Here is a 26,848-nt window from a genome sequence, read left to right on the forward strand (position 1 = left end):
TAAAGTCTAGCACACAATTTGCAACGCGGCGTTGGGAATTAGCCTTATTCAGGTAATTCGTAATTCGTAATTGATTCAATACCGCATTCCCATAATCTGGCTTTGCGATTGAACCTGGCCATTGTTACGCACGTAGGCCTCGGGGGACAGAAAACAGTAGTAAATCGACTCTCCCACGTCGTTTAAGCGGGTTTGAAATCGATCGATAAATTCATGCATCCCGATCGAAATGATTTCCTTAATGCTGGTATAGTCTAAATCCGCCCGCAGTCGACCCAGACGCTGCTCGGCCTGATTGTGAAACGTTCCCAGTCGACTGCCGGTCACGGTCAATAATGACTCCTCGGCCCGCAGCATGCAAAAGTGGACCGCCCGCGGAAAGGACTTGTCCAACAACAAAAATTCCGCCACTTGTTCGGGGGTGATCCGCCCAAATGCCTTGCGATACATCTCCAGGGCACTCGCGCTTTTTAACAGGGCCGCCCACTGAATCGTGTCAATGGGCGTACCCACGTCATTAACCGAAGGGAGCAGCAGGTAGTACTTGACATCCAAAATCCGCGAGGTTTTATCGGCTCGTTCCAACAGGCGGGCCATCCGGGCAAAGTGCCAAGCCTCGTTATGGGACATGGTGGCGTCGGTCACCCCCTGCAAGAGGTGGCTGGCCATTTTTACTTCGTGAAAAAAATCCAGCGGGGTGTCCAGCAGTCCCCGCCCGGTAGCCGCGCCGCGCACCATCAGGTAAAACTTGTTGAGTTCCTCCCACATGGCGCTGCTGATCATTTCCCGCACGGCGCGGGCGTTTTCCCGCGCTTTGCGCAGGCAGGAAATGATGGAATTGGGATTCTCGTCGTCAAAGGTCAAAAACTCGACCACTTTTTGCATGTTTGGCGTGCCATAGCGGTCGGCAAAAATATCATGATCGCCAGTGGTCGAAATCAACGGCAACCACTGGTCGCCGTGTTCAATTCCCAAATCCAGGGCAAGATTAAAATTGACCTCCACAAAGCGGGCGACGTTTTCCGCGCGCTCAATATACCGACTCATCCAGAAAATCGAATCCGCCACTCGACTAAGCATGGAGGTGTAACCGCTCTCTCGAAATGTTGGGGGGTTTATCGCCGAGGGGGTGATTACCCCGCGGCCGTGGTGCGTGTTATTACCTAATGTTATCGCTGGAATCCCGCCGCCGACCCGTGTGGCATCTCCGCAGCCTTTGTCCGGCTAGACCCAACTTACCCTTAATTTTCAAACAAAAAAACGCCTAAGAACCATAACTTTTGACCACCCAGGTATCCTTGCTGCCCCCCCCTTGGGAAGAATTGACCACGAGCGATCCTTGCTTGAGCGCGACCCGCGTCAAACCGCCGGGAAGCACGTAAATTTCCTCGCCGTACAAAATATACGGACGCAAATCCACATGCCGCCCCTCCAACCGGTCATTAATAATCGTGGGAACGCGCGACAACGCCAGCATGGGCTGGGCGATATAATTACGCGGATTTGACCGGATCAAATCACGGTACCTGGCGTGTTCGGCGGGTGTCGCCTTTGGCCCCAGCAATATCCCGTAGCCGCCGCTTTCGTTGGCTGGTTTAATCACCAGATCGGCGATATGGGCAAGCACGTATTCACATTGTTCCGGCTCGCCGCAGATATACGTGGGGACATTGGGAATAAGCGGCTTTTCGTTCAAGTAATACTGGATGATCTGTGGCACATAGGCGTACACGGCCTTATCATCGGCAATGCCCGTGCCGGGGGCATTGGCCAGAGCGACCCGACCCGCCCGATACACATCCATCAGACCCGCCACCCCCAGGGCCGAATCACTGCGAAAAACCGTCGGATCTAAAAAGTCATCGTCGATCCGCCTATAAATCACATCCACCCGCTCCAGCCCGCGCGTCGTCCGCATGTAACAATAGCCATCTTGCACGATCAAGTCCGAGCCCTGGACCAACTCCACTCCCATCTGCTGGGCGAGAAAACAATGCTCAAAATAGGCCGAATTATAAATGCCCGGCGAGAGCACCACCACGTTTGGATCGTTGGCCCCCTCCGGCGCGATGTATTGCAGCATCGCCAAGAGCCGTTCTGGATAATCCTCGACCGGCAGGATCGAAACGCCGTTAAACACCTGGGGAAAGGTCCGCTTCATCACCTCGCGGTTTTCCAGCACGTATGACACGCCGGAGGGGCAGCGTAAGTTGTCCTCCAGCACATAAATCTGCCCGTCGCCGCCGCGAACCAAGTCGGTCCCCGTGATATGGCACCATATTCCCCGCGTGGGATGCATTCCCGCGCACGGTCCGCGCAGGGTCTTGCCGCTGCTGATGAGCCATTCCGGGACTACGCCGTCGCGAATGATCCGCCGCTCGTTGTAAACATCGTCAATAAACAGATTCAGCGCCTTGATCCGCTGCTTTAACCCCGCCTCGACGCGCTGCCATTCTTCAAACTCGATGATCCGCGGAACAATGTCAAACGGCCAGATCTTTTCGGTGCCAGCCTCGTGCCCGTAGACGTTAAAGGTGATTCCCATGTTAAGCAGGGCCAAATCCGCCGCCCTTTGCCGCTTTTGCAGCTCCGCGGGGGTAAAATTCATGATCCGCTGCGTCAAGGCCGCACTGGAAATACGCGGGCGGCCGTCCGCCTCAAACATCTCGTCAAAAAATCCGTCCGTGTGATAGCTGGCAAAAAACCCCTCGCCAATTGGCTCGCTGGTTTCCACCGAAATTCGATTCACGGGGGCTTCACGCACGTTTGACACCGTCATAATTTGCACCTGGGCGTGAAAAAGTTAAATGAACATCTAAGCGATCCGCGGGAGTGTGCGAGCAGGACACAGTTTTCCTGGTCCCGCTAGCCTTGGCGATGTCACGCAGCAATTCCCGATCGTCCTATTCACAATACAGACCCTAGGCGGTCCACCCAAAGTTGAGAATTGGCAAACTTTGTCGGGGAATGAAAAATCGCACATTTTTGACAAGTGCTAGACAAAGCGGCACAATCTTGCTGTGAAAATAGGCAAACTGCCACGAAACCCCAATCGCCCTCGACCTAAAATCCGTCCCAAAGGCCAGGAATTCGCGGATAATCCCCGAATTGCCAATGATGTAAAAGGGCAATGTGGCCAAGAGCAGCATATAAAGGCAATTTTTGTGCCGGGATGTGGAAATAGCTAGCCAAGCTTAGAACTATCCCTCGATCTCGTAGCCTTTTCGCTGTTCCCGCTTGAGCCATTCGTTCGCCGCCGCGTCGCCGGTGATTTGCTCCCGCGCGGCATCCCAGGCAAGCGGCCGGTCCAGCCGAATGGCGATATTGGCCAAATGGCAGGTCGTCATGGCGCGATGATGGGTGTGGACATCGCTGACTGGCTCGCCCCGGTCGCGGACACATTCAAAGAAATTCGCCATGTGGTTGCCGGGCTTTTTTCCCTTGTACAACTTGGCCAGCAGTTCATCGGGGAGGGGGTCGGTCTTGAGCGCGACCGCCGCGGGTCCCATCAGCTTGCTGCGGCTGACAAACAGGTTTCCCTTTTCCCCTTCCACATAGACGCCATTCCCCTCGGGCAGCTTCATATCCGCGGAGGGATGGTGCCGGATGATCATTTCGATATCATTGGGAAACGCGCATTTGATTTTAAATTCGGTGGCGGTGTTGTAAACATTATCCACGGTGGGATAACCGTCCTTAAACTTGCAGGGATGCACGGCCATGACGGGGGTCACGCTGGTTGGGCCGGACTGGTCCATGCCAATCAGCCAAGTGGCAATGTCCACATGGTGCGCGCCCCAGTCGGTCAGTTTGCCGCCACTGTATTCGTACCACCAGCGAAATTCGTAGTGGCAGCGGGAATTGCCAAAACCCGCCCCCGGTCGATAAATAAAGTCCACCAGCGGAGCCTGCCCCAGCCACATCTCCCAGTTCAATCCATCCGGTACCGGGGCCTTGTCGATCGGGTCACACGTGGGCGCGCCGCCGATAAAGCAATGCACGCGCTTGATCTTGCCCAAGCGGCCAGCGTGCGCGATCCCCACCGCCTTTAAAAACTGTTGGGCGTGGCGGGCGCCGGTTTCGTCCACGCCGCTCATTTCGCTGCGCTGTTGCGTCCCCACCTGAAAGACGCGGCCGGTCTCTTTTTGCACGCGGCTGATGATTTTTCCCTCGTCAATGGTCAGGGTGAGGGGCTTTTCACAGTAGACATCTTTTCCCGCGCGCATCGCCTCGACCGCAATTTTGCTATGCCAGTGGTCGGGCGTGACAATGGTCACCACGTCAATTTTGGGGTTGTCCAGGACCCGGCGGTAATCCTCAAACATTTCGGCCTTGCCGCCGGTGACGGCGCGGCCTTCTTCCACATGCCGCCGATCCACGTCGCAGACCGCCGCCACATCGCCAAAATTCATCGCCCCCTTGATGATTTGCTTCCAGCGGTCCCCCGTGCCAATGCAGCCAATCACGTGCCGGTCGTTCTTACTCTCGGCGGCAAACGCGACGGCGCTGCTAAAATACGGTACCGACACGCCCAGCGTGGACAAACCGGCGGCGGCTCCGGCGGTGGCGGTCAAACGGGCGGCTTGGGACAAAAACTGACGACGATTGTAGGACATGGGTGGGTAAGTTCCTAAACGTTGAGCAAGTGGCGGATTAAAAACGAATGACCGAAAAAGCTGATCAAAAACGGTAAAAAAGAGTTAATCTTATTAGTATTCGTAAGTGAAAGGTTCCGCTCCACGGCGAGTCACCATAGAGTAATAGACCTTTGGTTCGATAAGCTCGACCACTATATCTTTTATCGAGCTATCGACACAAGCATGACTGACCACGCTATTGGGATGAGAACTACTCGGCCCCCAACTACGACGCAGAGGATCCTTTTCGACGGAATTGTAGAAGCGATTGGGTTCCTGTGGCGTGGGACCATAATTGAGTGCGCTGCGGTCGCCAGCTTCGGTGTTGAAAACCCATTCTGGATCGCTATCTAGTTCAAAACGGGGAATACCGGTTTTAGGATTATTGCCTTCCACACTGGTGTCTTCAGGCAAAAAACCACAGGCGAATGTTTGCTGAAAGTCGTACCAACTGGACCGTTCCCGCTCGCTTGATTCGGAAAGCATGACAGTTCGAGAAGTGCCGTCACTGACAGTTGCCATAGTAACTCCTCTTGGTATGGCACTGCCATTAGGCTTAGGAGTTTCAAAAATGATTGTGCCTTCCCCCAATGTTGCCCTGGCTTCCTTCCCCACGGTCAACAATTGCTGCTTCGTAGCGGGTAAAGCAATGTAATTTGTCCGTGCGAGTTGGCCGGGAATAGGGGGCGGTTCGGCGGGGTTTAGCATTTCAGGGATAGAGTGCATGCCCGGTGAAATCCCCTTTTGTCCCTCCCAATCGATTTTTACCTGATCGGCGGGGAGCGTGAATTTCTCGGATTGTTGTGAGACTACACGATAAAATTTATCCTGCTCGATATATGGAAACAATCCCATGAGCCAAGAGTACTGCCTGGTTGCCACTACGGGATCGACATGGAAATTTATATATTGTCCGTCCTTGTTGCCACTATAAAAGAGCGGGGGAAGGGATTTATGGGCATCGCTGTAATTATGCATCGCAATAGCCCAATTCCTGAGATTGTTTCGTGAGACATTTCGCCGCGCCGCCGCGCGGGCGGCCTGAATCGCCGGTAGCAATAGCGCGATCAGCAGCCCGATGATCGCCACCACGATGAGCAGCTCAAGCACGGTAAACCCGCGACGGGCCGGAAGTAATTTTTTACTCATCTCTTTCTCCTTGGATAATAATAGCAAGAAAAAACTGATCATTTATGATACCGCCACGGGATAACTGCCGCCATCTTTTTTTCTAAATTTGCATAACAGGGGAAGGCTGAGTGCAAGGGATGTTACACTTCAATTGCGACCCGCGCCCCTGTTCCGCCGATGCCATCGGCGGCTTTGCATCTATAATTTTGGAGCATCAAAGCACCTTAATCATCGAGGGAAACTGCTTCTCCCCCAGCGCGGGTGATGAAGGCGTAATACACGCGGGGATCAATTTCGTCGGAAACGAGTGCATGAATGGAGGCATCGACCAGGGCATGATTGACCACGCCATTGGGATGCGAACTGCTTGGCCCCCAGCTACGACGCAGGGGGTCTTTGGCATCGGTGTTGTAGAGTCGATTTGGTTCCGCGGGAGTCGGGCCAAAGTTGAGAGCCGACCGATCTCCTGCTTTGTCATTAAAAGTCCACTCGGGGTCTTGATCTGGCTCAAAGCGGGGAATGCCTAGCTTAGGGTCGTTGTTCGGCACGCTGGTATCGCCGGGCAAAAATCCGCAGGCGAACGTCTGTTGAAAATCGTACCAACTAGCACGTTCCGTCTCGCGGGATTCGCAATACATGAAGGTTTTTGATGTACCATCGCTCAGCCTAGCCATACTAATTCCCTTAGGACTAAACGTTCCGGTTGTTTCGGATACATAAAAACCAATTGCGCCATCCGCCAAAGTCGCCTTGGCTTGTTTTCCCACGGTCAACAGTTGTTGTTTGGTGGCGGGTAGGGCGATATAGTTGGTGCGGCCTGGTTGGCCGGCAACGGGAGGAGGTTCGGCGGGATTGATGAAAATGTCATTGGAGATTGTCGCTGGTAAAATGCCTTGCATGCCATTGTATTTTATTTTTACTTGATCAGATGCAAGCGTAAAATTTTCTGAAGTTGTGTTGATTTCTTGATAAACATCATGGCTTTCAATGAAGGGCAGCAACTTCACCAACCAAGAGTATTGCCCTGTGGCCACCGTGGGGTCAGGATGAAAACCTTTGTATTGGCCATCCTTGTTGCCGCTAAAAAAAAGTGGCGGCAAGGACTTATAGGTGTCGTTGTAAATATGCGTTGCAATTGCAAGTTGCCGCATATTATTGGTGGATTGAGTTCGCCGCGCCGCCGCGCGGGCGGCCTGAATGGCCGGTAGTAACAGCGCGATCAAGAGTCCAATGATCGCCACCACGATGAGTAATTCCAGGACCGTAAAACCCCGCCGGTTAGAAACAGATAACGTGCTCATACCGTGCTCCCCGTTGAAATTGATTTGAAAAATCTGACCTTATCATACCCCTGCGGGTGGGTGCTGCCAACATTTTTTCTAAAATGGTAGAATAGGGGTGTTGGAGAGAGCGGAGGTGCCGGGGTGCAGGGGGGCAAGGGGGCAGGGGTTTGGAGGTTTTGCACTTCAACAACTACCCTCGACCAGCTTCCCGGCTCCTCCGCCGATACCATCGGCGGCTTTGTAAGTGCCTTTCCTGACCCCTCGACCCTCATCCCTGCCCCTCCGCTCCCCTGCACCACCCTCCCGTCTCCCGTCTCCCGTCTCCCATCTCCCGTCTCCCGTCTCCCGTCTCCCATCTCCCATCTCCCATCTTCCGTCTCCCGTCTTCCGTCTCCCGTCTTCCGTCTCCCGTCTTCCGTCTCCCGTCTTCCGTCTCCCGTCTCCCGTCTCCCATGGACCTCCCTATCTATCTCGACAATCACGCCACCACGCGGCTCGATCCGCGCGTGCTGGCGGCGATGTTGCCCTACCTGGCCGGACAGGTCGGAAACGCGGGGAGCACCACCCATGATTATGGCCGGAACGCCCGCGCGGCGGTGGATGCGTCGCGGGAGTCGATCGCACAAATCTTGAACTGCGATCCGGCCGAAATCGTTTTTACCAGCGGCGCGACCGAAAGCAACAATCTGGCGATTTTTGGCGCGGCCCGCCGCACGCGCCGCCCTGGGAACCACCTGATTAGCGTCGCCACCGAACACCGCGCCGTCCTGGATCCGCTGGCGGCCCTCACGCGGGATGGTTACGAACCGACGCTTCTGGATGTCGCTCCCGCTGGCCACGCGCGGGCGGGAATGCTGGACCTGGCCACATTGGCCGCCGCCATCCGACCCACGACCTGCTTGATCAGTGTAATGCTGGCCAATAACGAGATCGGCGTTATTCAACCTATCCGCGAAATCGCCGCTATTTGCCAGGAACATGGCATTCCCCTGCACTGCGACGCCACGCAGGCCGTCGGCAAAATTCCCGTCGATGTGCGGGAGCTGGGCGTGGATCTGCTGAGCTTTTCGGGGCATAAAATCTACGGTCCGCTGGGGATCGGCGCACTCTTTGTCAGGCAAACCGCCAGCGGCGGCAAACGACTACGTCTGCTGCCGCAAATTTACGGCGGAGGCCAGGAACAGGGCCTGCGGAGCGGGACGCTGAATGTGCCGGGGATCGTGGGCCTGGCGACCGCGCTCAAACTGTGCGAGGCGGAAATGGCAAACGAAATACCACGTTTAGCGGCGTTGCGCGGGCAACTCTGGCGGGGAATCCAGCAAATTTTTCCCGCAGCGATTCTTAACGGGCCAGATATTGAATTAGATGGGGTTCCTGGTCTTGCATCCCTCTCGTCTCCCGTCTCCCACCTCTCGTCTCCCGCCTCCCCGTCGGGTGCCACTACTGGCTTGACCAGCAGTGCTACTATTCCTGGTGCTGCCAACCAAATGAACGTAGCTCCTGGCCTTGCACCTCACCCGCTCCCCAGCCCCCCTGCTCCCCCGCTTCCCTGCTCCGTTGCCTCCCTCCCGTCTCCCGTCTCCCTCCTCCCGTCTCCTCTCACCCGCCTTCCCGGCAATTTAAACGTCCAATTTCCTGGTCTGGCGGGAGAGGCCCTCATTTTGCAGATGCCGGAAATCGCGATCAGTTCCGGCAGTGCCTGCACCAGCGCCGAGCCGCGCCCCAGTCATGTCCTGGCGGCTCTGGGCTTATCCCCCGAAGCGGTCCATGCCAGCCTGCGCTTTGGTTTGGGAAGGTTTAATAGCGCGGAGGATATTGAACTGGCGGTGAAATCCCTTAAAAAGGGAGTGCAAAAACTCCAGGCTCTGCAATAATCGGGCTAAAGCTATGTAAACTAAAAAACCCGCATCAGCAGCATCCCCATGACGCATTCTCATCACGTTCATTCCCGGTCGTGGCTCACCAGTTGGCAAAAAATTCCCCTTTATCTGCGCATTGTCGCCGCCTGCGCGCTGGGCCTGATCATCGGGCTGGCGCTGGGGGCCGTGCCAGGCTGGCTGCCGGATAGCTGGCATACGTTTTTCATGGGGGAGGGCCGAATCACCGCCGCACTGTTGGTCTTGCCGCTGGAAATGCCCAGCAAGCTGGTACTACGGCTGCTGGGGGCTTTAGCCGCCCCTTTGGTCTTTTTAGCGGTGATTCAGGCGCTGATGCACGCGCAACTACCGCCGGGAACAGGCTGGCGGTTGGTCCGGTTGTTGCTGGTTAATACGCTGGTGGCGATTTTTATTGGCCTGGCGGTGGCAAATGTGCTGCAACCGGGAAGCTGGTCCCAACCCGCCGAAACCACCGCGTCCGAGTCCGCTAAATCCGGTCCTAACCCGGTCGCACTCTTTTTGGATAACGTGCCCAAGAGTCTGTTGGGGCCATTTGGCGATGAAGGGAAGGTACTGTCGGTGATTCTCTTGGCGGTGGCGTTTGGCATTGCCCTGCGGAGATTTAAAACGCGGCCGATTGGCAATATCGCGGAACTGGTCACAGTCGGGTTTGAGGCGTTGTTGGTTGTGTTGCACTGGATTATTGAGGTAATTCCGCTGGCGGTCTTTGGGATCGTGGCGGCGCTGATCGCGGTGCAGGGGTTGTCCGCGTTTGTGGCGCTGGGTGGCTTTGTCGCGGCGGTGCTGATTGCCCTGGCCCTGCAGACGGTGTATTACCTGATGCGGATTCGGTTTGGCAGTTGGGTGAATCCGTGGCGGATGCTGGCCGGTATGCGCGACGCGCTGGTGATGGCGTTTTCGACCGGGAGCAGCACGGCAACCATGCCGGTGACGTATGCTTGCCTGCGAGAGAAGGTCGGCCTGCGCGAACGCTCGGCCAGTTTGGGGGCGCTGGTGGGGGCAAATTTTAATAATGACGGCACCGCCCTGTACGAGGCGATGTCCGCGCTCTTTATTAGCCAATTGCTCGTGACGCAGGGACTGGCCGAGCCGCTGACCCTGTGGCAGCAAGTGCTGGTCGTGGTAACCTCGGTGGTTGCTTCCGTGGGAGCGGCCGGTATTCCCGAAGCGGGGCTAGTCACCATGACGCTGGTTTTTAACGCCGTGGGCCTGCCGACCAAATATATCGCGCTCCTCTTAACGGTCGATTGGTTTTTGGACCGCTGCCGCACCACGGTGAATGTGCTAGGGGATGTGACTGTCAGTTGCCTGCTGGATGGCAACGTGCCGGAAATCGCCCCCACTCCAGAAACCTCACAAATTCAGTCTCGGGCGGCAGCACCACCGCCAGAACCACCCGTCACAACGACCGACGCGCCGACGTCACCAACACAAAACACGCTAAGCGCATGACCAAAAAGGCTGGAGAGTTGCAGCATGAAAATAAAAGGCCGTTGATTGACTCAACGGCCTGTTTGCCTTTCTTGCTATGCTTGCACTTCTTGCGGCAAAGCAAATTGGCAATTTTCTTGCCTTCTTTTTTCTTGCCTTCTTTGATCTTCTTGCGGCTAAAAAAATTCCTTGCCTTTCTTGTGGCAAATCCAAATTTGCGGCAACTTGCGGCCCTATTTTGCGGCCTTTTCCACTTTCCAGTCGCTAAATTCCACGATATTGACCTGCGGCGGGTTGTCTTTGGTCTCGACCCGCATCGTGCGTAACGGCAGATCGCAATCGTCGATCCGCGCCCAGGTGGTGTGTTCCGTCATCGACTGCTTGACTTTGCCTTCCTTATCAAAAATCGTAAAGGTAAAGACGGCGGGAAGGTACTTTCCTTCGGGATTATGGTAGACATCCAACACACTAATGGTAAACCGGCCGGGGCCCATCTTGCGGTTAACCTCGAGAATTTGGCGATCCTTAATCCGGTAATAGCTATTCCAGTCGCTATCCCCCAGGGAGATTTTGGTTCCCAGGGGATGGGGGGATTTTTCGTCGACATACACAACCTCTTCCTCGCTCACGCTACCTGACACCCGGTGCTGGACCATGCTGGTCAGGTATTCCTCTAGCCAATCGCTGGCCGCTTCGTTATCCAGCTTAAACTGAGGGACACCCTGGGCGGAAATAGTAAATGTGGTTTCCAAGGGTTGGCCGTTGAAATTTAATTTAGCCTTGCCGGAGATGGATTTGTATTCGGGCCACAGCGAGCGATTCTCGCGGGCATCCTGCAGCAGTTGGGGCGCGGTGAGGTCGCGCTTGATCGAAACTGGCTGGATGGCCGTTGAATTTTTGGCGATCACTGGCAAGGTGAGAGTGCTGTAGTGGGAGATTTTTTCGTAGCTTTTGCCGTCCAATTCGGCTTTGGCCGTTGGCTCTTCATGTTTGGCCAAGGCCGAGACCGCGCCGGTATGCTGGCCCAGCTTGACGCGGACATGGCCCGTGGCATCGGTGGTCTTTGGTTCCAGTTGATCCGTGCCGACGGTGATCGTCACGGTGGAATTTTCCAGTGGTTTCCCATTCCACAGAACTTGCAATTGCAGTTCATTACCGGTCAATTCCGGCAAGATATCAAGCGCCAACTGCTTGGCGGGAGCCAAGGTGGCCCATTCACTCGCGGGGGCGTGCAGCGTCTTGGCATAGTAATGCAGCCGGAAAGGAGCAACATTTGGCCGGGCCACCACGCCATAATCGCAGGCGGCCTCTAAGCGCCAGTCACCTTTCGCTGGCGCGGCGGCCGCAAAGCAGGCAGTCGAACCGGTTGTCTCCTTCGCCCAGGTCAGTTCCGTAGGCTCGTTTTTCCCCGCCAAATAGAGCCACTTCGTGGTTTTGGCGATTTTATCCGCCAGGTGCGCCTCTCCAGGAGCGGCGGACTCTCCAAAGCACAGTTGCACGCTGGGTGGCGCGGCGGTCGTGGCCTGATTCGCGTCGGAGGAAGATTCCCCGCCGGCAGGGGTATTTTGCACCAACCACACAAAGTGCGCCTGGGCGGATCGCTCAATCGAAAAAACGAGCGCACTGGCTAATAAAACAGGCACCAGACCAGCAAAAATTCTTGATAACATGAGTACTTCCTGAAAGTTTGTAATAAACTTGATCGCCAATGCCAAATTACACAATTGTTCTACACACTGTAGTAGGCAGCGTCCCGCTGCCGTGCATATCCTGCATTTCCTACCGGGCGCGATTCCTCGCGGTAAACGTTACGGCACGGGGACCGTGCCTACTACATTCGCTTTACGTCTCGGGGACCGCACTGTAGTAGGCAGCGTCCCGCTCCCGTGCATTTCCTGCATTTCCTACAAGGCGCGATTCCTCGCGGTAAACGTTACGGCACGGGGACCGCATTGTAGTAGGCAGCGTCCCGCTGCCGTGCATATCCTGCATTTCATACCGGGCGCGATTCCTCGCGGTAAACGTTACGGCACGGGGACCGTGCCTACTACATTCGCAACCTGAGCTATTCCCACTGCACACGCTGGCCGTCATTGCGTTGGGCCAGTCGCTTGAGCGTATCCGCGGTGATCGAGTCACTGACAAATTGTGTGGAGCCGTCCACAAACACAAAAAAGCAACCATTGGCATGGTCGCTGCGAAATGTTTCCCACTCTAAAAAGCCATTGACGAGCTTGTCGCTGTTGTATTGACCCGCGGCGGAAGCCCAAGAGACCCCCACATAGGCCATGGCCCAACGGGTGCTGCCGCCATTGATTAACCCGCCCGACATTTCCTGGGAATTCTTTAATCCATAATCCAATTCACCCACCAATAGCGTTTTGGAAGTTCCATCCAGTTCCGACACATCGCTGATCCGCACCCGGCCGCGCAACGGTGAAATAATCGCGCCGTTATGGTTGTTGGGATCAGGCATGTTGTCGCTGGCCCGCATGGGATAGCGGCAACTGCCACTGCCGGTGGAAACCGCATAGCTGGCAATGCCGCTCTGGGGAAGGTTTCCTTCGGGGTGCGACATTGAGGGACACAAAAAGATCGACAAGTTGCTGCGGGCAATCTCGCCATTGGACCCTTCGTCGGGATTCATGGAGGGATTATAGCGTTTGGCCAGATTCGTCTCTTCTAAATAAGGCAAACACTCAATAAACGCGCTGCCCAATTTTTCTTTTTGCTTGGCCCAGGGGAGCCGCTTTTTGGCCGAGTCATGACTTTGCATGGCCAGGCCAATTTGCCGTAAATTATTACGACAACTGGTATGCCGGGCGGATTCGCGCGCGGCCTGAATGGCTGGCAGCAACAGCGCCACCAGCACGCCAATAATCGCAATAACCACCAACAACTCCACCAGGGTAAATCCTGACTGCATACGGTAAGAAAATACCCCTGAACGAACGATTACCCGCAAATTCCCGCGATTCATCCTCTGTCTCGCTTTATGCAATGGGGTGAAAATCGTGGCTGGCTACTTACTGCATTGGCTGGCCCTGATCAACTATTAGTAACTGACTCTAGCGGCATACTTTTCGTCCCGGGGACACACGGTTGCGGCGTAAACCATACACGCCCGCACCCATGGCCAAAACCACCAAACCATACACGCCCGGCTCGGGAATAGGATTGGCAATGGTGTCCACTGACAGCTTGTCAAAGCTGAGTCCGCCAGCCACAACCGAGGAAAACCGGATCGTGTCCGTGGCGTTGTTGCCCGGCAGCGTAAATTCCAGCTTGTAATCCAAAGCCGCGGTGTCGCCAAAACCCGAACTATACGTGGTGCTGTTGATCAACTGCGTGCTGTAATTTGGCAACGAGCTTATGGGCGTGCCATTGATCAAAATGGAATTCAAATTAATTTCACCCGTGGCCGCCCGCATCTGGACCAAAAAGCTCGTCAAATAGCCGGTCCCAAGATTGTAGTTAGGCACGGTCAGCGTGTAATCGCTTTGCACGCTGGGTGAATAAATATTAAATCCACCCGTCAAAAACACGCCCATCGTCACCGACTGTGTAAGTGCGGCCGTGCCGTTGGGATTTAGCGGATCACCGTCGACCTCATTCGGGGACGCGCCCGCGTTTGGGCTATTAGTCGCCGTGGCCGATGTAAATCGGTCCCACCCCTGATAGGTGGTATTGGCCGAGCTAGCGTCTCCCAGGGAACCGGGCCGATTCCACGGTGTGGTGCTGCGAACGGTTGCTATCGTGTTGGTATTGATCGCGGCGGGAAAATTACCCGCCCAGGTGTTGGGATCTGTCCCAAATGAACCTGTAACGTCCGACGGATTAATAAACGCCGCGTGAAGTGACATCGTGCCGGAAACAAAAATGGTTGCAACAATCACTAAATGCGCACAACCGCCGATCAAAGGCTTAACCAGGGATAAACAATTCATGAATGAAACCTGCATACAAGACTCCTAGAAAGAATGGAACCGCATCGCGGCAAACGTTGCCGCGATGTCCGACTAGGTAGCTGGCACAGAGTTTCATTAGCTGGCGACCGTTGTTCGTGCCGAGGCCTGATAGCCTCAACAAAATCAAAATGCAAATCCGTAGTTGATATTGATTCTCAATTACAAATAAAATAGACTGATCGGTGTCCGTTGTCAACGGTACGAACAAAAACTTTCAGATTTTTGGAACTCGCCATTCCTGGCTGTTTGCCGCCGCTAGCTAATTCTTGGGTCTGAAAATGCTCTTTCTTGCAGATATCGCACCTGTTTTGAAAGCTTTTCCCATGAATTCCCCTATCGAACCAGAAAATACCCCCCTGCCTCCCCATCAGCATCCTGAGCCGCCAATGACTTCTGATGCACAAATTCCGGTGGTAAATTCCGAGGAACTATTGCAAGGCCAGCGTCAGGTGGTCATTAAACATGGCGAGAGTCTTTACCGACTTTTGTTGACAAAGTCCGGCAAGCTGATTTTGCAAAAGTAATGCAAATTTGGGTAATTTACCGTCTCATGTGAGAGCCGATTTACAAAGTGGTTTTTGTAGGCGCGCCATTTTCAACCGTTAGACCGCAGATGTGCCGCAACTCAAACCATTCCTTTTGATGCTCATCTTGACCAGTGAACCATTTGTGACGTAGACTGTCAGAAGGTGCGATTGCCAATCGTCTCATACATAGGCAATTCCCAAAATTTCCAGAGCTACACGATAACATTTAGATCATGTCTTTTTTGTCCAAGTTGCCGTTGCTACCGCTAGTGCTACTACTTAGCACCCCGGGAGCCCGCGCCTAGTTGGACTGTGGATAATCACCTGACCAACCTGCCCCGTGGCTCTGCATGAGCGACGGGGTTTTTTTGTTGATTCACGACGCTAACTGAGAGCATTCACAAATAACCCAATCCACCCCTTTCCCCACCTCCCCTTTTTAGTTTCCATCGAGCCACCTATGTCCACCGCCGCTAGCTCCCGCCGCATCCGGATTTTTGACACCACTCTGCGAGATGGCGAGCAATCGCCCGGAGCCAGCATGAATCTGGCGGAGAAGCTGGAAATCGCGCAGGCCTTGGTCGACTTGGGTGTGGATATTATCGAGGCGGGATTTCCAATTGCCTCGCCGGGGGACTTTGAATCGGTGCGGGAGATTGCCGGCACCATTCGCGGGGCGACGATTTGTGGGTTGGCCCGCTGCAACGACAGCGATATCGACCGCGCGTGGGAAGCGCTCAAGCATGCCTCCAGCCCGCGCATCCACGTCTTTTTGGCCACCAGCGCCATCCATCGCGAGTTTAAACTCAAAATGGATAAGGACGAAATCATCCGCCGCGCGGTGGCGGGGGTTCAGCGGGCCGTTGGTTATTGCGACGATGTGGAATTCTCGCCAGAGGATGCCGCACGGACCGAGTTGGACTTTTTATGCCAAGTGGTCGAAGCCGCGATTGCCGCCGGAGCAACCACGGTCAATATTCCCGACACGGTTGGATACGCCACGCCCGCGCATTTTGGAAATGTGATCAAAAATCTCCGCCAACGCGTTCCCAATATCGACAAAGCCGTGATCAGCGTCCACTGTCATAACGACTTGGGCTTGGCCGTGGCGAATAGCCTGGCGGGGGTAGAAAATGGAGCGGGACAGATCGAATGCACGATCAACGGTATTGGCGAGCGGGCGGGAAATTGCTCGCTGGAGGAAATTGTGATGGCCCTGCGCACGCGTCACGATTATTACCAGGCCGAAACGCGCATCAACACCCAGCGGTTGGTGCCGACCAGTCGGCTGGTATCGAGCATTACCGGCTTGCAGGTTCAGCGTAACAAAGCGATTGTGGGACGCAATGCCTTTGCCCACGAGGCGGGGATTCACCAGGATGGCATGCTGAAGGAACCGCGGACGTATGAGATTATGCGGCCAGAGGATGTCGGCTTTGCCAAGACGGACCTGGTTTTGGGCAAGCATAGCGGGCGGGCGGCGTTGGCGGACCGGGCCAAGGCGCTGGGTTATCATTTGACCGCGGAGCAACTGCAAACGGTGTTTGAACAGTTCAAATTACTGGCCGATAAGAAAAAAGAGATCTACGATGGCGACATCGCCGCCCTGTGCGAGCAGCAATTCCAGACTGCGACCGACCAATGGACGCTGGAAAGCTATAAAATCATTTGTGGCAGCGACGAAAAGCCCCAGGTCACGCTCCGTTTGCGGCATGGGGTTCAGGACTTTGGCGAATCGATGGCCTGCGGCGACGGACCGGTCGATGCGATTTTCTTAGCCATCGAAAAGCTGACCGGAGTTTCCGTGGTGTGCCGCGATTTTCGCGTGCATAGCGTCACCGTGGGAAAAGACGCCCAAGGCGAAGTGAATGTCGAAGTCGAATACCAAGGGCACACTTATCGGGGTCGCGGAGTCTCGACCGATAGCGTGGAAGCGAGCGCAAAAGCGTTTTTGAACGCGATTAATAAAATCTCCATCGCTCCCGGCGATCGGCTGCATCCGCAGCGATAACGGCGCGGGTGCCAGGGGGGCGGATGACAGGACCGCCCCCCGTGGTTAGCTTGTTAAACGAGAAGGGATATGACACTACTCCGCGGAGCTGCCAATTCTCACCATCCACTTCTCACTCTCCACTATCTTTACGCGCTTTTTTCCAGGTGCGTATCTGAATTCAGCTTATTGTACAGCGTCTTGAGGCTGATCCCCAGCTCCTCGGCGGCTTTGGGCTTGTTGCCGTCATTTCGCTCTAGTGAGTGATGAATCGCCTGCAACTCAATCTCGCGCAACGAGAGGGGGCCGGTCCCTTTGGCAAACCACGGTGCCACCTGCATTGCCTGAAAGCGTTCGGGCAAATGTTCCACATCGATCGGCAGCCGCTCGCATAGGATTGACGCGTGCTCAATCACATTCGCCAGTTCGCGCACATTGCCCGGCCAGGCATGGGATTGCAATCGGTCCAGGGCCTCGGCGGTAAAGATTGCCTCATTTGGTTTGACCGCCGGTTGAAATCTGCGGGCCAAGTGAATCGCCAGTTGCGGCACATCCCCAGACCGTTGCCGCAGGCTGGGAAGCTGGATCTCGAACGTATTGATTCGAAACAGCAAGTCTTCGCGAAATTCGCTGGCGGCCACCATTTGATCCAACCGCCGATGCGTCGCGCTAACCACCCGCACGTCCACTTTGATGCTGGTATTGTCCCCCACGCGGCGGATTTCCCGCGATTCCAGCACCCGCAGCAGCTTGGCCTGCATCGAACGGGGCAATTCGCCAATCTCGTCCAAAAACAGCGTGCCATTGTCGGCCACTTCAAAAAGTCCCGCGCGGTGTTCATCCGCGCCGGTAAAACTCCCTTTTTTATGGCCAAACAGTTCGCTTTCGATCAAGTTTTCCGGCAATGCGCCACAATTGATCGCGACAAACGGCTGCTCGCGGCGCGGGCTTTGATCATGCAACGCGCGGGCGACCAGTTCCTTGCCAGTCCCGGTCTCCCCCAGGATCAGCACGCTGCTTTGCGAGGGGGCGACCTTGGCAATGAGCTGCCGCACGCGTTCCATCGCCGGTGAATCACCAATGAGTTGCGAGCCGCCGTTGACGCGGTCCAGTTGCCGCTTGACAGCGCGATATTTGTTCGTCAATTCACGCTGCAGGACCACGCGCTGGAGCAGCGACTCCAGATCGGACAGCTTGCACGGCTTGGTCAAATAGTCAAAAGCCCCGTGGCGCAGCGCGGCGACCGCGCTTTCCAGCGTGGATTTGCCGGTCAAGATAACCGCCTCGGTCTCGGGGGAAAGCTCCCGCGCGCGGGCGACCACCTCGATACCCGACAATCCCGGCATGTCGAGGTCCACAATGATGCAGTCGTACGCCTGCCGCTCGAGCGCGGCGGCCGCGGCCAAACCATCGGCGCAGATGGTCACCTCGTGCCCCATGCGCGCCAGTTCGATCCGCATCAGCTCTTGCAACGAGCGTTCGTCGTCGGCAAACAATAGTTTTAGTGATTTACGCGGCTTGGTGGCGATGGCTGCTCTCCTGTAACGACGCGCTCCCCTGCGGCGTGTTTTTGTTCGCTACGGGCAGGGTTACCGTGAATCGGGAACCTAGACCCGGACCCGGACTTGCGGCATCCAACGTGCCGCCGTGATCTGTAACAATTCGGTAGCTTATCGACAATCCCAATCCCGTTCCCTGTCCTTGCCGCTTGCGGGTAAAAAACGGCTCAAACAGGTGCCGCTGCACTTCCTCGGTCATGCCGCAGCCGTCATCGGTAAAAATCAACTTCACCTGCGTGGGCAGGCGCGGCCCCCCCAACGCCCGAACTTCGATCGTTAGCTTGCCTCCGCTACTGGTGCAATCGAGCGCGTTGGTGATTAAATTCAAGACGACTTGCTTGATTTCCGGGACGACCACGCAGCAATGGACCGGCTCGGCGGGAGAGTGGGGCAAGATCTCGATCTGGCGATCCTGGTACTTCCCCAGGTGCTTGACCATTTGCACCACCCCCTGGACCAATTGCCGCAGATCGGTCATCTGGGGGCGGGCATTGCCCAAGCGGGAAAAATCCAACAGCTTTTCGGTAATTTCCTTACAACGAAAAGCCTCGGTCTGAATCATCCGCAAATATTGCAGGATCACCGGCGACTCCGCCGCGGCGCGCGCCGATTCATGTTCATTCGCCTTAACCGCGGAGGACGCCATCGGCGACGCGGGGCTGTCGCTGGCTGCCTCCGTGGGGTTTTCCGGCAAAATATCGCGAATTCGCCCCTCCAGTGATTCGGCGCACATGGCTATGCTAGCCAACGGATTATTAATCTCGTGCGCGACTCCGGCCGCCAAAAAGCCGACGCTGGCCAGTTGCTCTCCCCGGACGACTTGTTTGGTGCGCTCTTGCACCTGGCGATCCAGATCGTCGCGAATTTCCTGAAACCGCGCGGTCATGTGGTTGAGCGCCTCGGCCAGTTCGGCCATTTCATCCCGTGTGTGCAGTTGAATTCGATGTTGAAAATCTCCGGCCGCGACCCTTCGTGATCCAGCCACCAAGATTGACAACGGACGAAACACCCAGCGATAAAACAAATACAAAAACGCCGCCAATAATCCGCAGGCGGCCGCGGTGGAAAGCCAATTCACCCCCAGCCACATGTGATAGTCGCTGCGCACGGTATCCGCCAAGGAACCAAGTTGGTAGTGCAAATGACCAGGAAGGGCTTCCGCCTGCGATTGCAAGTACTCCAGCCGTTCCCGAATGTTGCTCTTGATCGTGGCATCCCGCAGCCAGTCGGGTTGCGCGGTCAATTGGGCCAGGGCCTGCAGTTGTGTTTGCAACTGCGCGGCGGTTGTTCGCTCAAAGTCATTTTGCAATAGCACGGCCGTTGCCTCGCGATGTTCGACAACCGTGGAATATTCAGCCAGGGTCTGCCTGGCGGATTGCAAGCTTTCTTGAAATTGCTTGTTCGCCCACTTTTCCTGAAATTCCTCGGACACCCAGCCGCTGTGCCCTTCTCCCACGGGAGGCTGCTCAATCAGGTACTGCTGGGAAATTCCCGCCACGATGACGCGCAAGTCGCTGATTTTGCGAGCCAACTGGCTAGCCAGGGGAAGCTCGTCCGCCCGATTGCGCAGATTTTTGACCAATTCTCGATAAGAATAGACCCCCGATAAGCCGCTCGCCGCCAAAGCACCCAGCATGACCAGGAGCAGGCCTAGACCCGTCAGTAGTTTATTGCGAATAGGACCCATGGGGAGCGCGGGCGGTCGACTGATGCAAAATTAGAGAGGAAAAAAACGCTCAAAAATCCAAAATGCGGGGGCCAAAGTGTAGCAGGGGAAGACCTTTGGCGGGAGAGCGATTTTTCACGGATAATCCGGGATCCGCCGGTTCGCCGCGCCGCGCGGCCCAGCGCGGGGCGTGACCATAAATGGCGGGGGGACTTGTGGAATCCAGGGGGATGGGATTTACTGATTGGCACCGCCCCCTGCAGCATTTTTTGCAGGGAGTCACCCTTTTCGCCAACTTCACTCGCCCCACGCCCTATGAAGTACGCGATCTGCAACGAGACCTTTCATGACCGCACATTGGCCGCCGGCCTGGAATACGCAAAGGCCTGCGGATACACCGGGATAGAAATTGCCCCATTTACCTTGGCCACCTACGCCACCGAGATTACCCCCTCCCGCAGAGCCGAAGTTCGCCAACTTATCAACGATCAGGGCTTGGAAGTCGTGGGCCTGCACTGGCTATTAGCCAAGACCGAGGGATTTCACCTGACCACGCCGGATCAAACCGTGCAGAACCGCACTGCGGAGTATCTGATAGAGTTGACGCGGCTGTGCCGGGACCTGGGAGGGGGAATCATGGTCCTAGGATCGCCGCAGCAACGAAATCTGGCGGCGGGTATGAACCACGAGCAGGGAATGGACCTGGCCGCGCAATGCCTAGAAAAGGTCTTGCCCACGTTGGCGGAATGCCAAGTCACTCTGGCGATCGAGCCACTCGGCCCCAGTGAAGGAAACTTTCTAAATACCGCCAGCGCGGGTGTGGAATTAATTGAACGGCTGAATTCTTCCTGGGTGGGATTGCATTTGGATGTGAAGGCAATGGCCAGCGAAGAAACGCCCATTGCCGAGATCATTCGAGGCAATGCCCGTTATCTAAAACACTTTCACGCCAATGATCCGAACAAACAAGGCCCCGGTTTTGGCAAAGTCGATTTTGTGCCGATCATCGATGCGTTGCGCGAGATCCGCTACGACGGTTGGGTGTCAGTGGAGGTCTTTGACTATACGCCCGGAGTGGAACGGCTAGCCCGGCAAAGCCTGGAATACTTGCAAAAGTGCGCTCGCGCGGGAAATGCGAGCCAACCATGATTGGCGGGGGAGTCTGGCAGGCGCTGCGGCGGATCTTTACCACCGTGTACGACCCGCAACCGGAATCGCGGGAATTTTTAACCCGCGCGCAGTCGCACACAACCCCGGTGGCCAAGATCACGGCGGCGGTCTTATCCGCCGGTGAAAGCCAGAAACTCTTTGGCGTCCCTTTGGCCCGGCGCGGAATTCAACCGGTCTATTTACAAATTGCCAATCTGCACGCCAACCCGCTCCGGTTGTATTTTTTAGAAATCGACCCGCATTACTTTACCCCGCTGGAAGCGGCGGGCATTAACCACTTTTCCATCATCAAACGATTATCGGCGTTTGGCGTGGCGGCGTGGTATTTTTTACCGTTGATTTTTCTGTTGCCGCTCAAACTGCTCACCGCCAGTTGGGCTAATCGGCGGATGGATGAATGTTTTCGCGGGCAGGCGTTTCCCCTGCGCCCCATTCCGCCAGGGACGACACAAGCGGGATTTATCTTTTGCACATTGGACGCCGGAACCAAAAACATCCGTGTCTGCCTGTATGAAACCGGCGGCGCGGGGACCGAGGATGGCCCCGCTAATTTGGCAAATCTAGGCCAGGCACCGGCCGAGCCGATGGCCGATGTTTGCTTTGCGCTGCCAGTGCCGGGGATGAAAGCCGATTACCATCGCCGCGATTTTGCACAGCTATATGGTGAAAGCGAACTGATCGAGTGCGATCTGACCGAGCTTACCCGGCGATTACGGGAACTTCCCCCCGCAACCACCAACAAAGCAGGGAATAAAGGGGGCGATCCGGTCAACTTGGTCGTCTTGGGCGAGTTGGAAACCGTGTTAGGGGCGTTTACCGCGCGCTGGGATGAATGCGAAACGATCACGCTGGAGACTTGCTGGAAAACGGCCAAGGCGTTTTTACTAGGGGCTGAATATCGTTATTCGCCGGTCAGCGCGTTGTATCTGCTGGGCCGCAGCCAAGACTTGGCCCTGCAACGGATTCGCGGCACCATCAACGAACGCCTACATTTGCGATTGTGGCTCGCGCCCTTGCGCTATCGCGGCACGCCGATCTGGGTGGGTCAGATCAGCCGGGATATTGGGGTGCGATTTACAACCCAGACTTGGAACCTGACCACGCACCGCGTCGACCCCAATGTTGACGAATCACGCGATTATCTGGTGGAGGACCTGCTGCGGGCCGAACGAATCGACGCGGTGGGTTATGTGACCGGCGTGGGGGCGTGCGATCCACAGTCCCCGCGACATAACTTGACCGGCGATCCGTACTTCACCGACGGCAAACGGGCGGTGATCGCGCTTTCGACCGCCCGCACCCAGCCGCGATACGTGGCGTGGAGTTAGGTTTACATTTGTGCACTATAATGTACTCAACATGGTATCTGTGGGCACAAACGAGCTCATTTATCAGCACCACGGCGAGGTAATACTTCTAATTGATTATTGTGCAAATCAACAATTGTCCGTACAATCGCACGAATTTCTCGTTCCATGAACGCTGGTCCTTCGCGACTACTACCAATAGGAAGCGGCATACTTGGAAATTCCTTATTCCATTCATTGATTAATTGCATTCTTGTCAGCTTAGCTTCATTTAAGTTAACTTTAATAGTAGGACAACTGTATGAGTAAGCAATAAATGTTCCATCGATTGGTGCAAGTCCCGACCACATATACATTACAAGCCCGCGCAAATCCAATTGGTTGAGTTGAGCAAATTGTTTCTCCCCAAGTCCGTGTTGGATAAATGCAACCCAAGCAAGCCTCAAAAGCTTATGAAATTCTTCTAGATTATTCGTAATCTCGCCATCAGGCTTGATTAATAAAAATTTATCGGGTAATTTATCGTTAAAAACCTTTATAGGTGGAGGGGGCGGTGAGCAATCTTCTAGATCATTAGCAAATTTTAGAAGCCAATGCTGTTGGTGGAAACACCACGCCTGCAATCGCTTTGTTAGATCGACTCTTGCACACTGCTTACAAACGCGATTTAATGAGTTGGCACTTACGATTTTTGTGTTTTCACCGCCTGCAAGCGCACGTAAAACAAGAGCGACTAATCTACCTGGGGTAATTATTGAATGAGCTGTGGCTCGAATACTATCCTCAATTAATAAATTCGTGTTATCGAAGAACCTGAAATGCACACATTCCGCTAGACCTTTCAGATCTATTTCTGCGGGATCAAATACGCTCGTTTGCTCCCAAAAAACTTGTATTGTCCATCCAGCATACTGCCAGAATGCAATCAATGGCATTACGAGGCGCGATTTATTCAATTCAACATCCTGTGATTGTATAAGGTTTCTATCTTCTTGTATCCATGAAAAATCAGAAAGATCACCAGTCCAAAAAAGTGGAGGTTTCAATTGCTCTGTGCTCGGATACTCAATAACTTTTCCAATCGGTATTCCATCTGAATTTCTTTGAAATGGTTCTGGTGGATAGTCGCGACTGTGACCTTCTCCACCGTCTGTAAGGTTACACAAAATGCCAGATCCCTGATTTCTTCGGCCAAACAATCTAATTAATCGTCGCTCTTCATCGTGTGCCTCATCATCTGTTGGAAAAAAGCCAGCGAATTGGTAGCGAACTTCAATTTCAGAATCCAACATTTTACGGATCAATCGATGTTTTTCAGTGTTATTCTCTGGATTTAACGATTCTTTTTCATGTGCGAAACATCTCCACTGTGTTCCCTTACCAACGTAAAACGGCTGACCACACTGATCTATTAATAAATAGACGTAAAAAAGATGTTCCGCAGCACTTATACAACGACACGCCTCAACTCTTGACAACATTGCAAAACCCTTCGCAAAATGCCGTATCCCCAAGCACACTGCTGCCTAGAAATTTGTAACATATTACACTTGTTATTTTGATTAAAAGCCCAGGCTTTTACGAGTTTCATTGTATGCAACTACCATTTCATCAATTTTCTCACCGGCGTTTCGGAGAGCGAGCTCAACAACGGCCTCTTTCGATGGAGCATCAGAAACCGATTGACTTCCACTGAGATAGCCTCTTACTTCAATTAATACCCGTTTAACCTCCAAAGCCAAAGCTTGTGAGCAACTTTCTAGGCGTTTGGCTGCTTGTTCAAAAGCTTGTTCGACTGGCATAACAAACCTCCATCATGTGAAAAGTAAGACTAAATGATAATTGATACTAACTTTAAACAGAATTGCATGCAAGATTTAATTTCGATAAAAATAACTGGGATAGGTATTGTGCAACTCATAACGGAATTGGTTTGGGTAAAAGGATTTGGTAATGCTGAAATGCTCCCTGGCTAACGCGGCGGGCTAAATGCCTCCCTCCACCCCTCTTGACATCCGCTAAAATTGCTGCAAAATCAGGGATTCTGTTAATTGACGCCAACTTAGCCGCAGATTTTATCTGGAGTTTACCCATGGTTCGCGCTCGCCCCAAAACCCGCCGGGCCAAATTGATCCGCAAACGCTCTTGCCCCAAATGTGGCAGCGTCATTAACACCCAGGTCAAGCGTTGCAAAAAATGCGGCGGTGAAGTCGGCTTTGTGGTACCGGGCAAGCTAACACCGAAAAAAGCATTTCGCCGCACACCCAAGGCATTGGTGCGGTGATTTTTCGCAATTATTGCCACGATAGTGCATCCCCCGCCGACTCCATTGGCGGGGCTATTTATCGCTAGGCGAAATCCCGTGTGATGGCAATAGCGGAGGCCCTCTCTCAGAATCGTTCTGTGGCCTGGAATTCTTATGGTTCTGACCTTTGCCGTTTTGATCTTGGTTTTTGGATTGCTGGCGTTTAGCCGGTTGAGCGCGGATGTCATCTTAATTGCCGGTGTTTTGGTTTTTTTGGTCGCGGGGACCATTTCGACCAAGGACGCTTTGGCGGGCCTAGCCAATGAGGGGCTGGTCTCGGTCGCGCTCTTGTACGTGGTCGGTGCCGGGATGCAGGATACCGGTGGGATGACCCTCATCGCCGAAAAGCTGCTCGGACGCCCCAAATCGTCCGAAGCCGCCGTGGTTCGGCTGATGACGCCAGTCGCGTTCCTCAGCGCGTTTATGAATAACACACCGCTCGTGGCGATGATGATCCCCGTCACGGCCGACTGGGCCAAGCAAAACCGCATCCCCGTCTCTAAACTGATGATGCCCCTCAGCTTTGCCGCGATCCTGGGGGGAGTTTGCACGCTCGTGGGGACTAGCACCAATCTGGTTGTCAGTGGGCTAGTAACCGAAGCGCACAAGGTTCAGTCAGAAGCGTTTGCGCAGGGTAAACTTTCCGCGATCACACTTCCCGCGGGATTGGGGTTTTTGGATATTACCTGGGTGGGGGTGCCAGTCTGCGCGGCGGGAATTTTGTTTTTGGCCCTGACCAGTCGCTGGCTATTGCCAAATCGCGTCCCGCCGATCGATACGACGGCCGACGCCCGGGAGTATACAGTGGACATGCTAGTCCCCCCCGAGAGCGCGCTGGTGGGGAAATCGATTGAGGAAGCGGGGCTGCGGCATTTGCCGGGGGTCTTTTTGGCCGAAATCCAGCGGAACGAATTTGTGATACCCGCCGTGGCCCCGCAGGAACGACTGCAGGCCGGCGACCGGTTGGTGTTTGTGGGGATTGTGGATTCGGTTATCGATTTGCGCAAAATCCGCGGTCTGGTTCCCGCCACCAATCAAGTCAAAAAAATCTCCACGCCCTCCCTAGACCGCTGTTTGATCGAGGCCGTGGTCTCTAACAGCAGTCCGCTATTGGGCCAGACCATTCGCGATGCCAAATTTCGCACCCGGTATAACGCCGTGGTGCTGGCCGTGGCCCGCAATGGCGAACGAATCAAGAAAAAGATCGGCGATATTGTACTCGAGCCAGGGGATACGCTTCTCATCGAGGCGCATCCCTCTTTTGCCGATGCGCAGCGCCGCAGCCGCGATTTCTTTTTGGTGTCGCGGGTCGAAGACTCCACCCCCGTCCAGCACGAACGAGCCGGAGTGGCAATCCTGATTCTGTTTTTGCTGGTGGTGGGCCTGATATTGGAATCCTCGTGGGATACACTGCAACCGTGGTTGGGACTGCCGCCGCAGTGGCAATTTCCATCCTTAATCACGCTGATTTTAGTCGCGGGGACGGCGATGCTGCTCACCGGCTGCACCACCATCGCGCAGGCTCGCCGCAGCATGGACTGGGAAGTCATTTTGTCCATTGCCGCGTCGTTTGCCCTGGCCAAAGCCCTGGAAAAAAGCGGCGCCGCGCAGTTTTTGGGCGAATCGATCAATCAAATGGGGGGAGGGAGCGATTGGGTAACTTTGGCAATTGTCTATTTTGTCACGCTGTTTGTGACAGAGCTGGTGACCAATAACGCCGCCGCGGCGCTCATGTTTCCCCTGGCTCTGCAGACTGCCGACGCCGCGGGAATGCAGACGATGCCATTTATTATTGCCATTATGATCGCCGCCAGTTGCGGCTTTGCCACGCCAATCGGCTATCAGACAAATCTGATGGTCTATGGCCCCGGTGGCTACAAATTTAGCGATTACTTAAAAATCGGGATTCCCTTGGATATCTTGGTGGGAATTGTCACGATCTTGGTCATCCCCTGGGTTTATCCCTTACGATAAAT

20 protein-coding genes are annotated in these 26,848 nt (G+C 54.8%); 8 read left to right on the forward strand and 12 right to left on the reverse strand.

Annotated features, from left to right (window positions below; all coding sequences use genetic code 11):
• Positions 1-75 precede the first annotated feature (75 nt).
• The 5 genes from SFX18_05765 to SFX18_05785 form a co-directional block, all read right to left on the reverse strand.
• A complete protein-coding gene (locus tag SFX18_05765; GenBank protein ID MDX1962639.1) occupies positions 76-1,080 on the reverse strand; it encodes an alpha-E domain-containing protein in 1,005 nt (334 codons plus the stop codon).
• Between the two features lie 184 nt (positions 1,081-1,264).
• Positions 1,265-2,665, reverse strand: coding sequence for a circularly permuted type 2 ATP-grasp protein (locus SFX18_05770; GenBank protein ID MDX1962640.1), 1,401 nt, complete (start codon positions 2,663-2,665; stop codon positions 1,265-1,267).
• Between the two features lie 535 nt (positions 2,666-3,200).
• Positions 3,201-4,616: a Gfo/Idh/MocA family oxidoreductase gene (locus SFX18_05775; protein MDX1962641.1), complete on the reverse strand. Its 1,416-nt coding sequence runs from the start codon at positions 4,614-4,616 to the stop codon at positions 3,201-3,203.
• 93 nt (positions 4,617-4,709) lie between these two features.
• Positions 4,710-5,786: a DUF1559 domain-containing protein gene (locus tag SFX18_05780; protein ID MDX1962642.1), complete on the reverse strand. Its 1,077-nt coding sequence runs from the start codon at positions 5,784-5,786 to the stop codon at positions 4,710-4,712.
• A gap of 206 nt (positions 5,787-5,992) precedes the next feature.
• Complete coding sequence (locus tag SFX18_05785) at positions 5,993-7,069, reverse strand: DUF1559 domain-containing protein (GenBank protein ID MDX1962643.1); 1,077 nt, start codon at positions 7,067-7,069, stop codon at positions 5,993-5,995.
• Positions 7,070-7,503: 434 nt separating this feature from the next.
• Here SFX18_05785 and SFX18_05790 point away from each other — a divergent pair, with 434 nt between their 5' ends.
• Positions 7,504-8,925: a cysteine desulfurase family protein gene (locus tag SFX18_05790; GenBank protein MDX1962644.1), complete on the forward strand. Its 1,422-nt coding sequence runs from the start codon at positions 7,504-7,506 to the stop codon at positions 8,923-8,925.
• A 48-nt stretch (positions 8,926-8,973) separates the two neighbouring features.
• Positions 8,974-10,401 (forward strand): dicarboxylate/amino acid:cation symporter, encoded by a 1,428-nt coding sequence (locus SFX18_05795; GenBank protein ID MDX1962645.1) that lies wholly within the window; start codon positions 8,974-8,976, stop codon positions 10,399-10,401.
• A 212-nt stretch (positions 10,402-10,613) separates the two neighbouring features.
• On the opposite strand, the gene SFX18_05800 is transcribed toward SFX18_05795, so the two are convergent.
• The 3 genes from SFX18_05800 to SFX18_05810 all read right to left on the reverse strand — a co-directional run bounded on the left by SFX18_05800 (position 10,614) and on the right by SFX18_05810 (position 14,327).
• A complete protein-coding gene (locus tag SFX18_05800; GenBank protein ID MDX1962646.1) occupies positions 10,614-12,050 on the reverse strand; it encodes a DUF3386 family protein in 1,437 nt (478 codons plus the stop codon).
• Positions 12,051-12,445: 395 nt separating this feature from the next.
• Positions 12,446-13,306, reverse strand: a complete 861-nt coding sequence (locus SFX18_05805) for a DUF1559 domain-containing protein (protein ID MDX1962647.1) — start codon at positions 13,304-13,306, stop codon at positions 12,446-12,448.
• A gap of 142 nt (positions 13,307-13,448) precedes the next feature.
• Complete coding sequence (locus SFX18_05810; protein ID MDX1962648.1) at positions 13,449-14,327, reverse strand: hypothetical protein; 879 nt, start codon at positions 14,325-14,327, stop codon at positions 13,449-13,451.
• Positions 14,328-14,626: 299 nt separating this feature from the next.
• On the opposite strand from SFX18_05810, the gene SFX18_05815 reads away from it, so the two are divergent.
• Both SFX18_05815 and SFX18_05820 read left to right on the forward strand, forming a co-directional pair.
• Positions 14,627-14,872 carry a hemin uptake protein HemP gene (locus SFX18_05815; GenBank protein MDX1962649.1) on the forward strand — a complete coding sequence of 82 codons (246 nt, stop codon included), beginning with the start codon at positions 14,627-14,629 and terminating at the stop codon, positions 14,870-14,872.
• A 463-nt stretch (positions 14,873-15,335) separates the two neighbouring features.
• Positions 15,336-16,886 carry a 2-isopropylmalate synthase gene (locus tag SFX18_05820; GenBank protein ID MDX1962650.1) on the forward strand — a complete coding sequence of 517 codons (1,551 nt, stop codon included), beginning with the start codon at positions 15,336-15,338 and terminating at the stop codon, positions 16,884-16,886.
• Between the two features lie 128 nt (positions 16,887-17,014).
• Here the strand turns inward: SFX18_05820 and SFX18_05825 are convergent, their stop codons facing one another.
• Both SFX18_05825 and SFX18_05830 read right to left on the reverse strand, forming a co-directional pair.
• Complete coding sequence (locus SFX18_05825; GenBank protein ID MDX1962651.1) at positions 17,015-18,361, reverse strand: sigma-54 dependent transcriptional regulator; 1,347 nt, start codon at positions 18,359-18,361, stop codon at positions 17,015-17,017.
• 13 nt (positions 18,362-18,374) lie between these two features.
• Positions 18,375-20,111, reverse strand: coding sequence for a HAMP domain-containing sensor histidine kinase (locus SFX18_05830; GenBank protein ID MDX1962652.1), 1,737 nt, complete (start codon positions 20,109-20,111; stop codon positions 18,375-18,377).
• A gap of 294 nt (positions 20,112-20,405) precedes the next feature.
• Between SFX18_05830 and SFX18_05835 the strand changes: the two genes are divergently transcribed.
• Together SFX18_05835 and SFX18_05840 are read left to right on the forward strand one after the other, a co-directional pair.
• The gene (locus SFX18_05835) at positions 20,406-21,239 is read left to right on the forward strand and encodes a sugar phosphate isomerase/epimerase family protein (GenBank protein ID MDX1962653.1); all 834 of its coding nucleotides are present in this window, start codon (positions 20,406-20,408) and stop codon (positions 21,237-21,239) included.
• Complete coding sequence (locus SFX18_05840) at positions 21,236-22,588, forward strand: LssY C-terminal domain-containing protein (protein MDX1962654.1); 1,353 nt, start codon at positions 21,236-21,238, stop codon at positions 22,586-22,588. Before SFX18_05835 ends, SFX18_05840 begins: the two co-directional genes overlap by 4 nt.
• A 56-nt stretch (positions 22,589-22,644) precedes the next feature.
• On the opposite strand, the gene SFX18_05845 is transcribed toward SFX18_05840, so the two are convergent.
• Complete coding sequence (locus tag SFX18_05845) at positions 22,645-24,048, reverse strand: GIY-YIG nuclease family protein (GenBank protein ID MDX1962655.1); 1,404 nt, start codon at positions 24,046-24,048, stop codon at positions 22,645-22,647.
• A gap of 81 nt (positions 24,049-24,129) precedes the next feature.
• A complete protein-coding gene (locus SFX18_05850; protein ID MDX1962656.1) occupies positions 24,130-24,369 on the reverse strand; it encodes a hypothetical protein in 240 nt (79 codons plus the stop codon).
• A gap of 290 nt (positions 24,370-24,659) precedes the next feature.
• Between SFX18_05850 and SFX18_05855 the strand changes: the two genes are divergently transcribed.
• Together SFX18_05855 and SFX18_05860 are read left to right on the forward strand one after the other, a co-directional pair.
• Complete coding sequence (locus SFX18_05855) at positions 24,660-24,851, forward strand: hypothetical protein (protein ID MDX1962657.1); 192 nt, start codon at positions 24,660-24,662, stop codon at positions 24,849-24,851.
• A gap of 135 nt (positions 24,852-24,986) precedes the next feature.
• Positions 24,987-26,846 (forward strand): SLC13 family permease, encoded by a 1,860-nt coding sequence (locus SFX18_05860; GenBank protein ID MDX1962658.1) that lies wholly within the window; start codon positions 24,987-24,989, stop codon positions 26,844-26,846.
• Positions 26,847-26,848 lie beyond the last annotated feature (2 nt).

The organism is Pirellulales bacterium (assembly GCA_033762255.1).
In the GTDB taxonomy this organism is placed as follows: Bacteria; Planctomycetota; Planctomycetia; order Pirellulales; family JALHPA01; genus JANRLT01.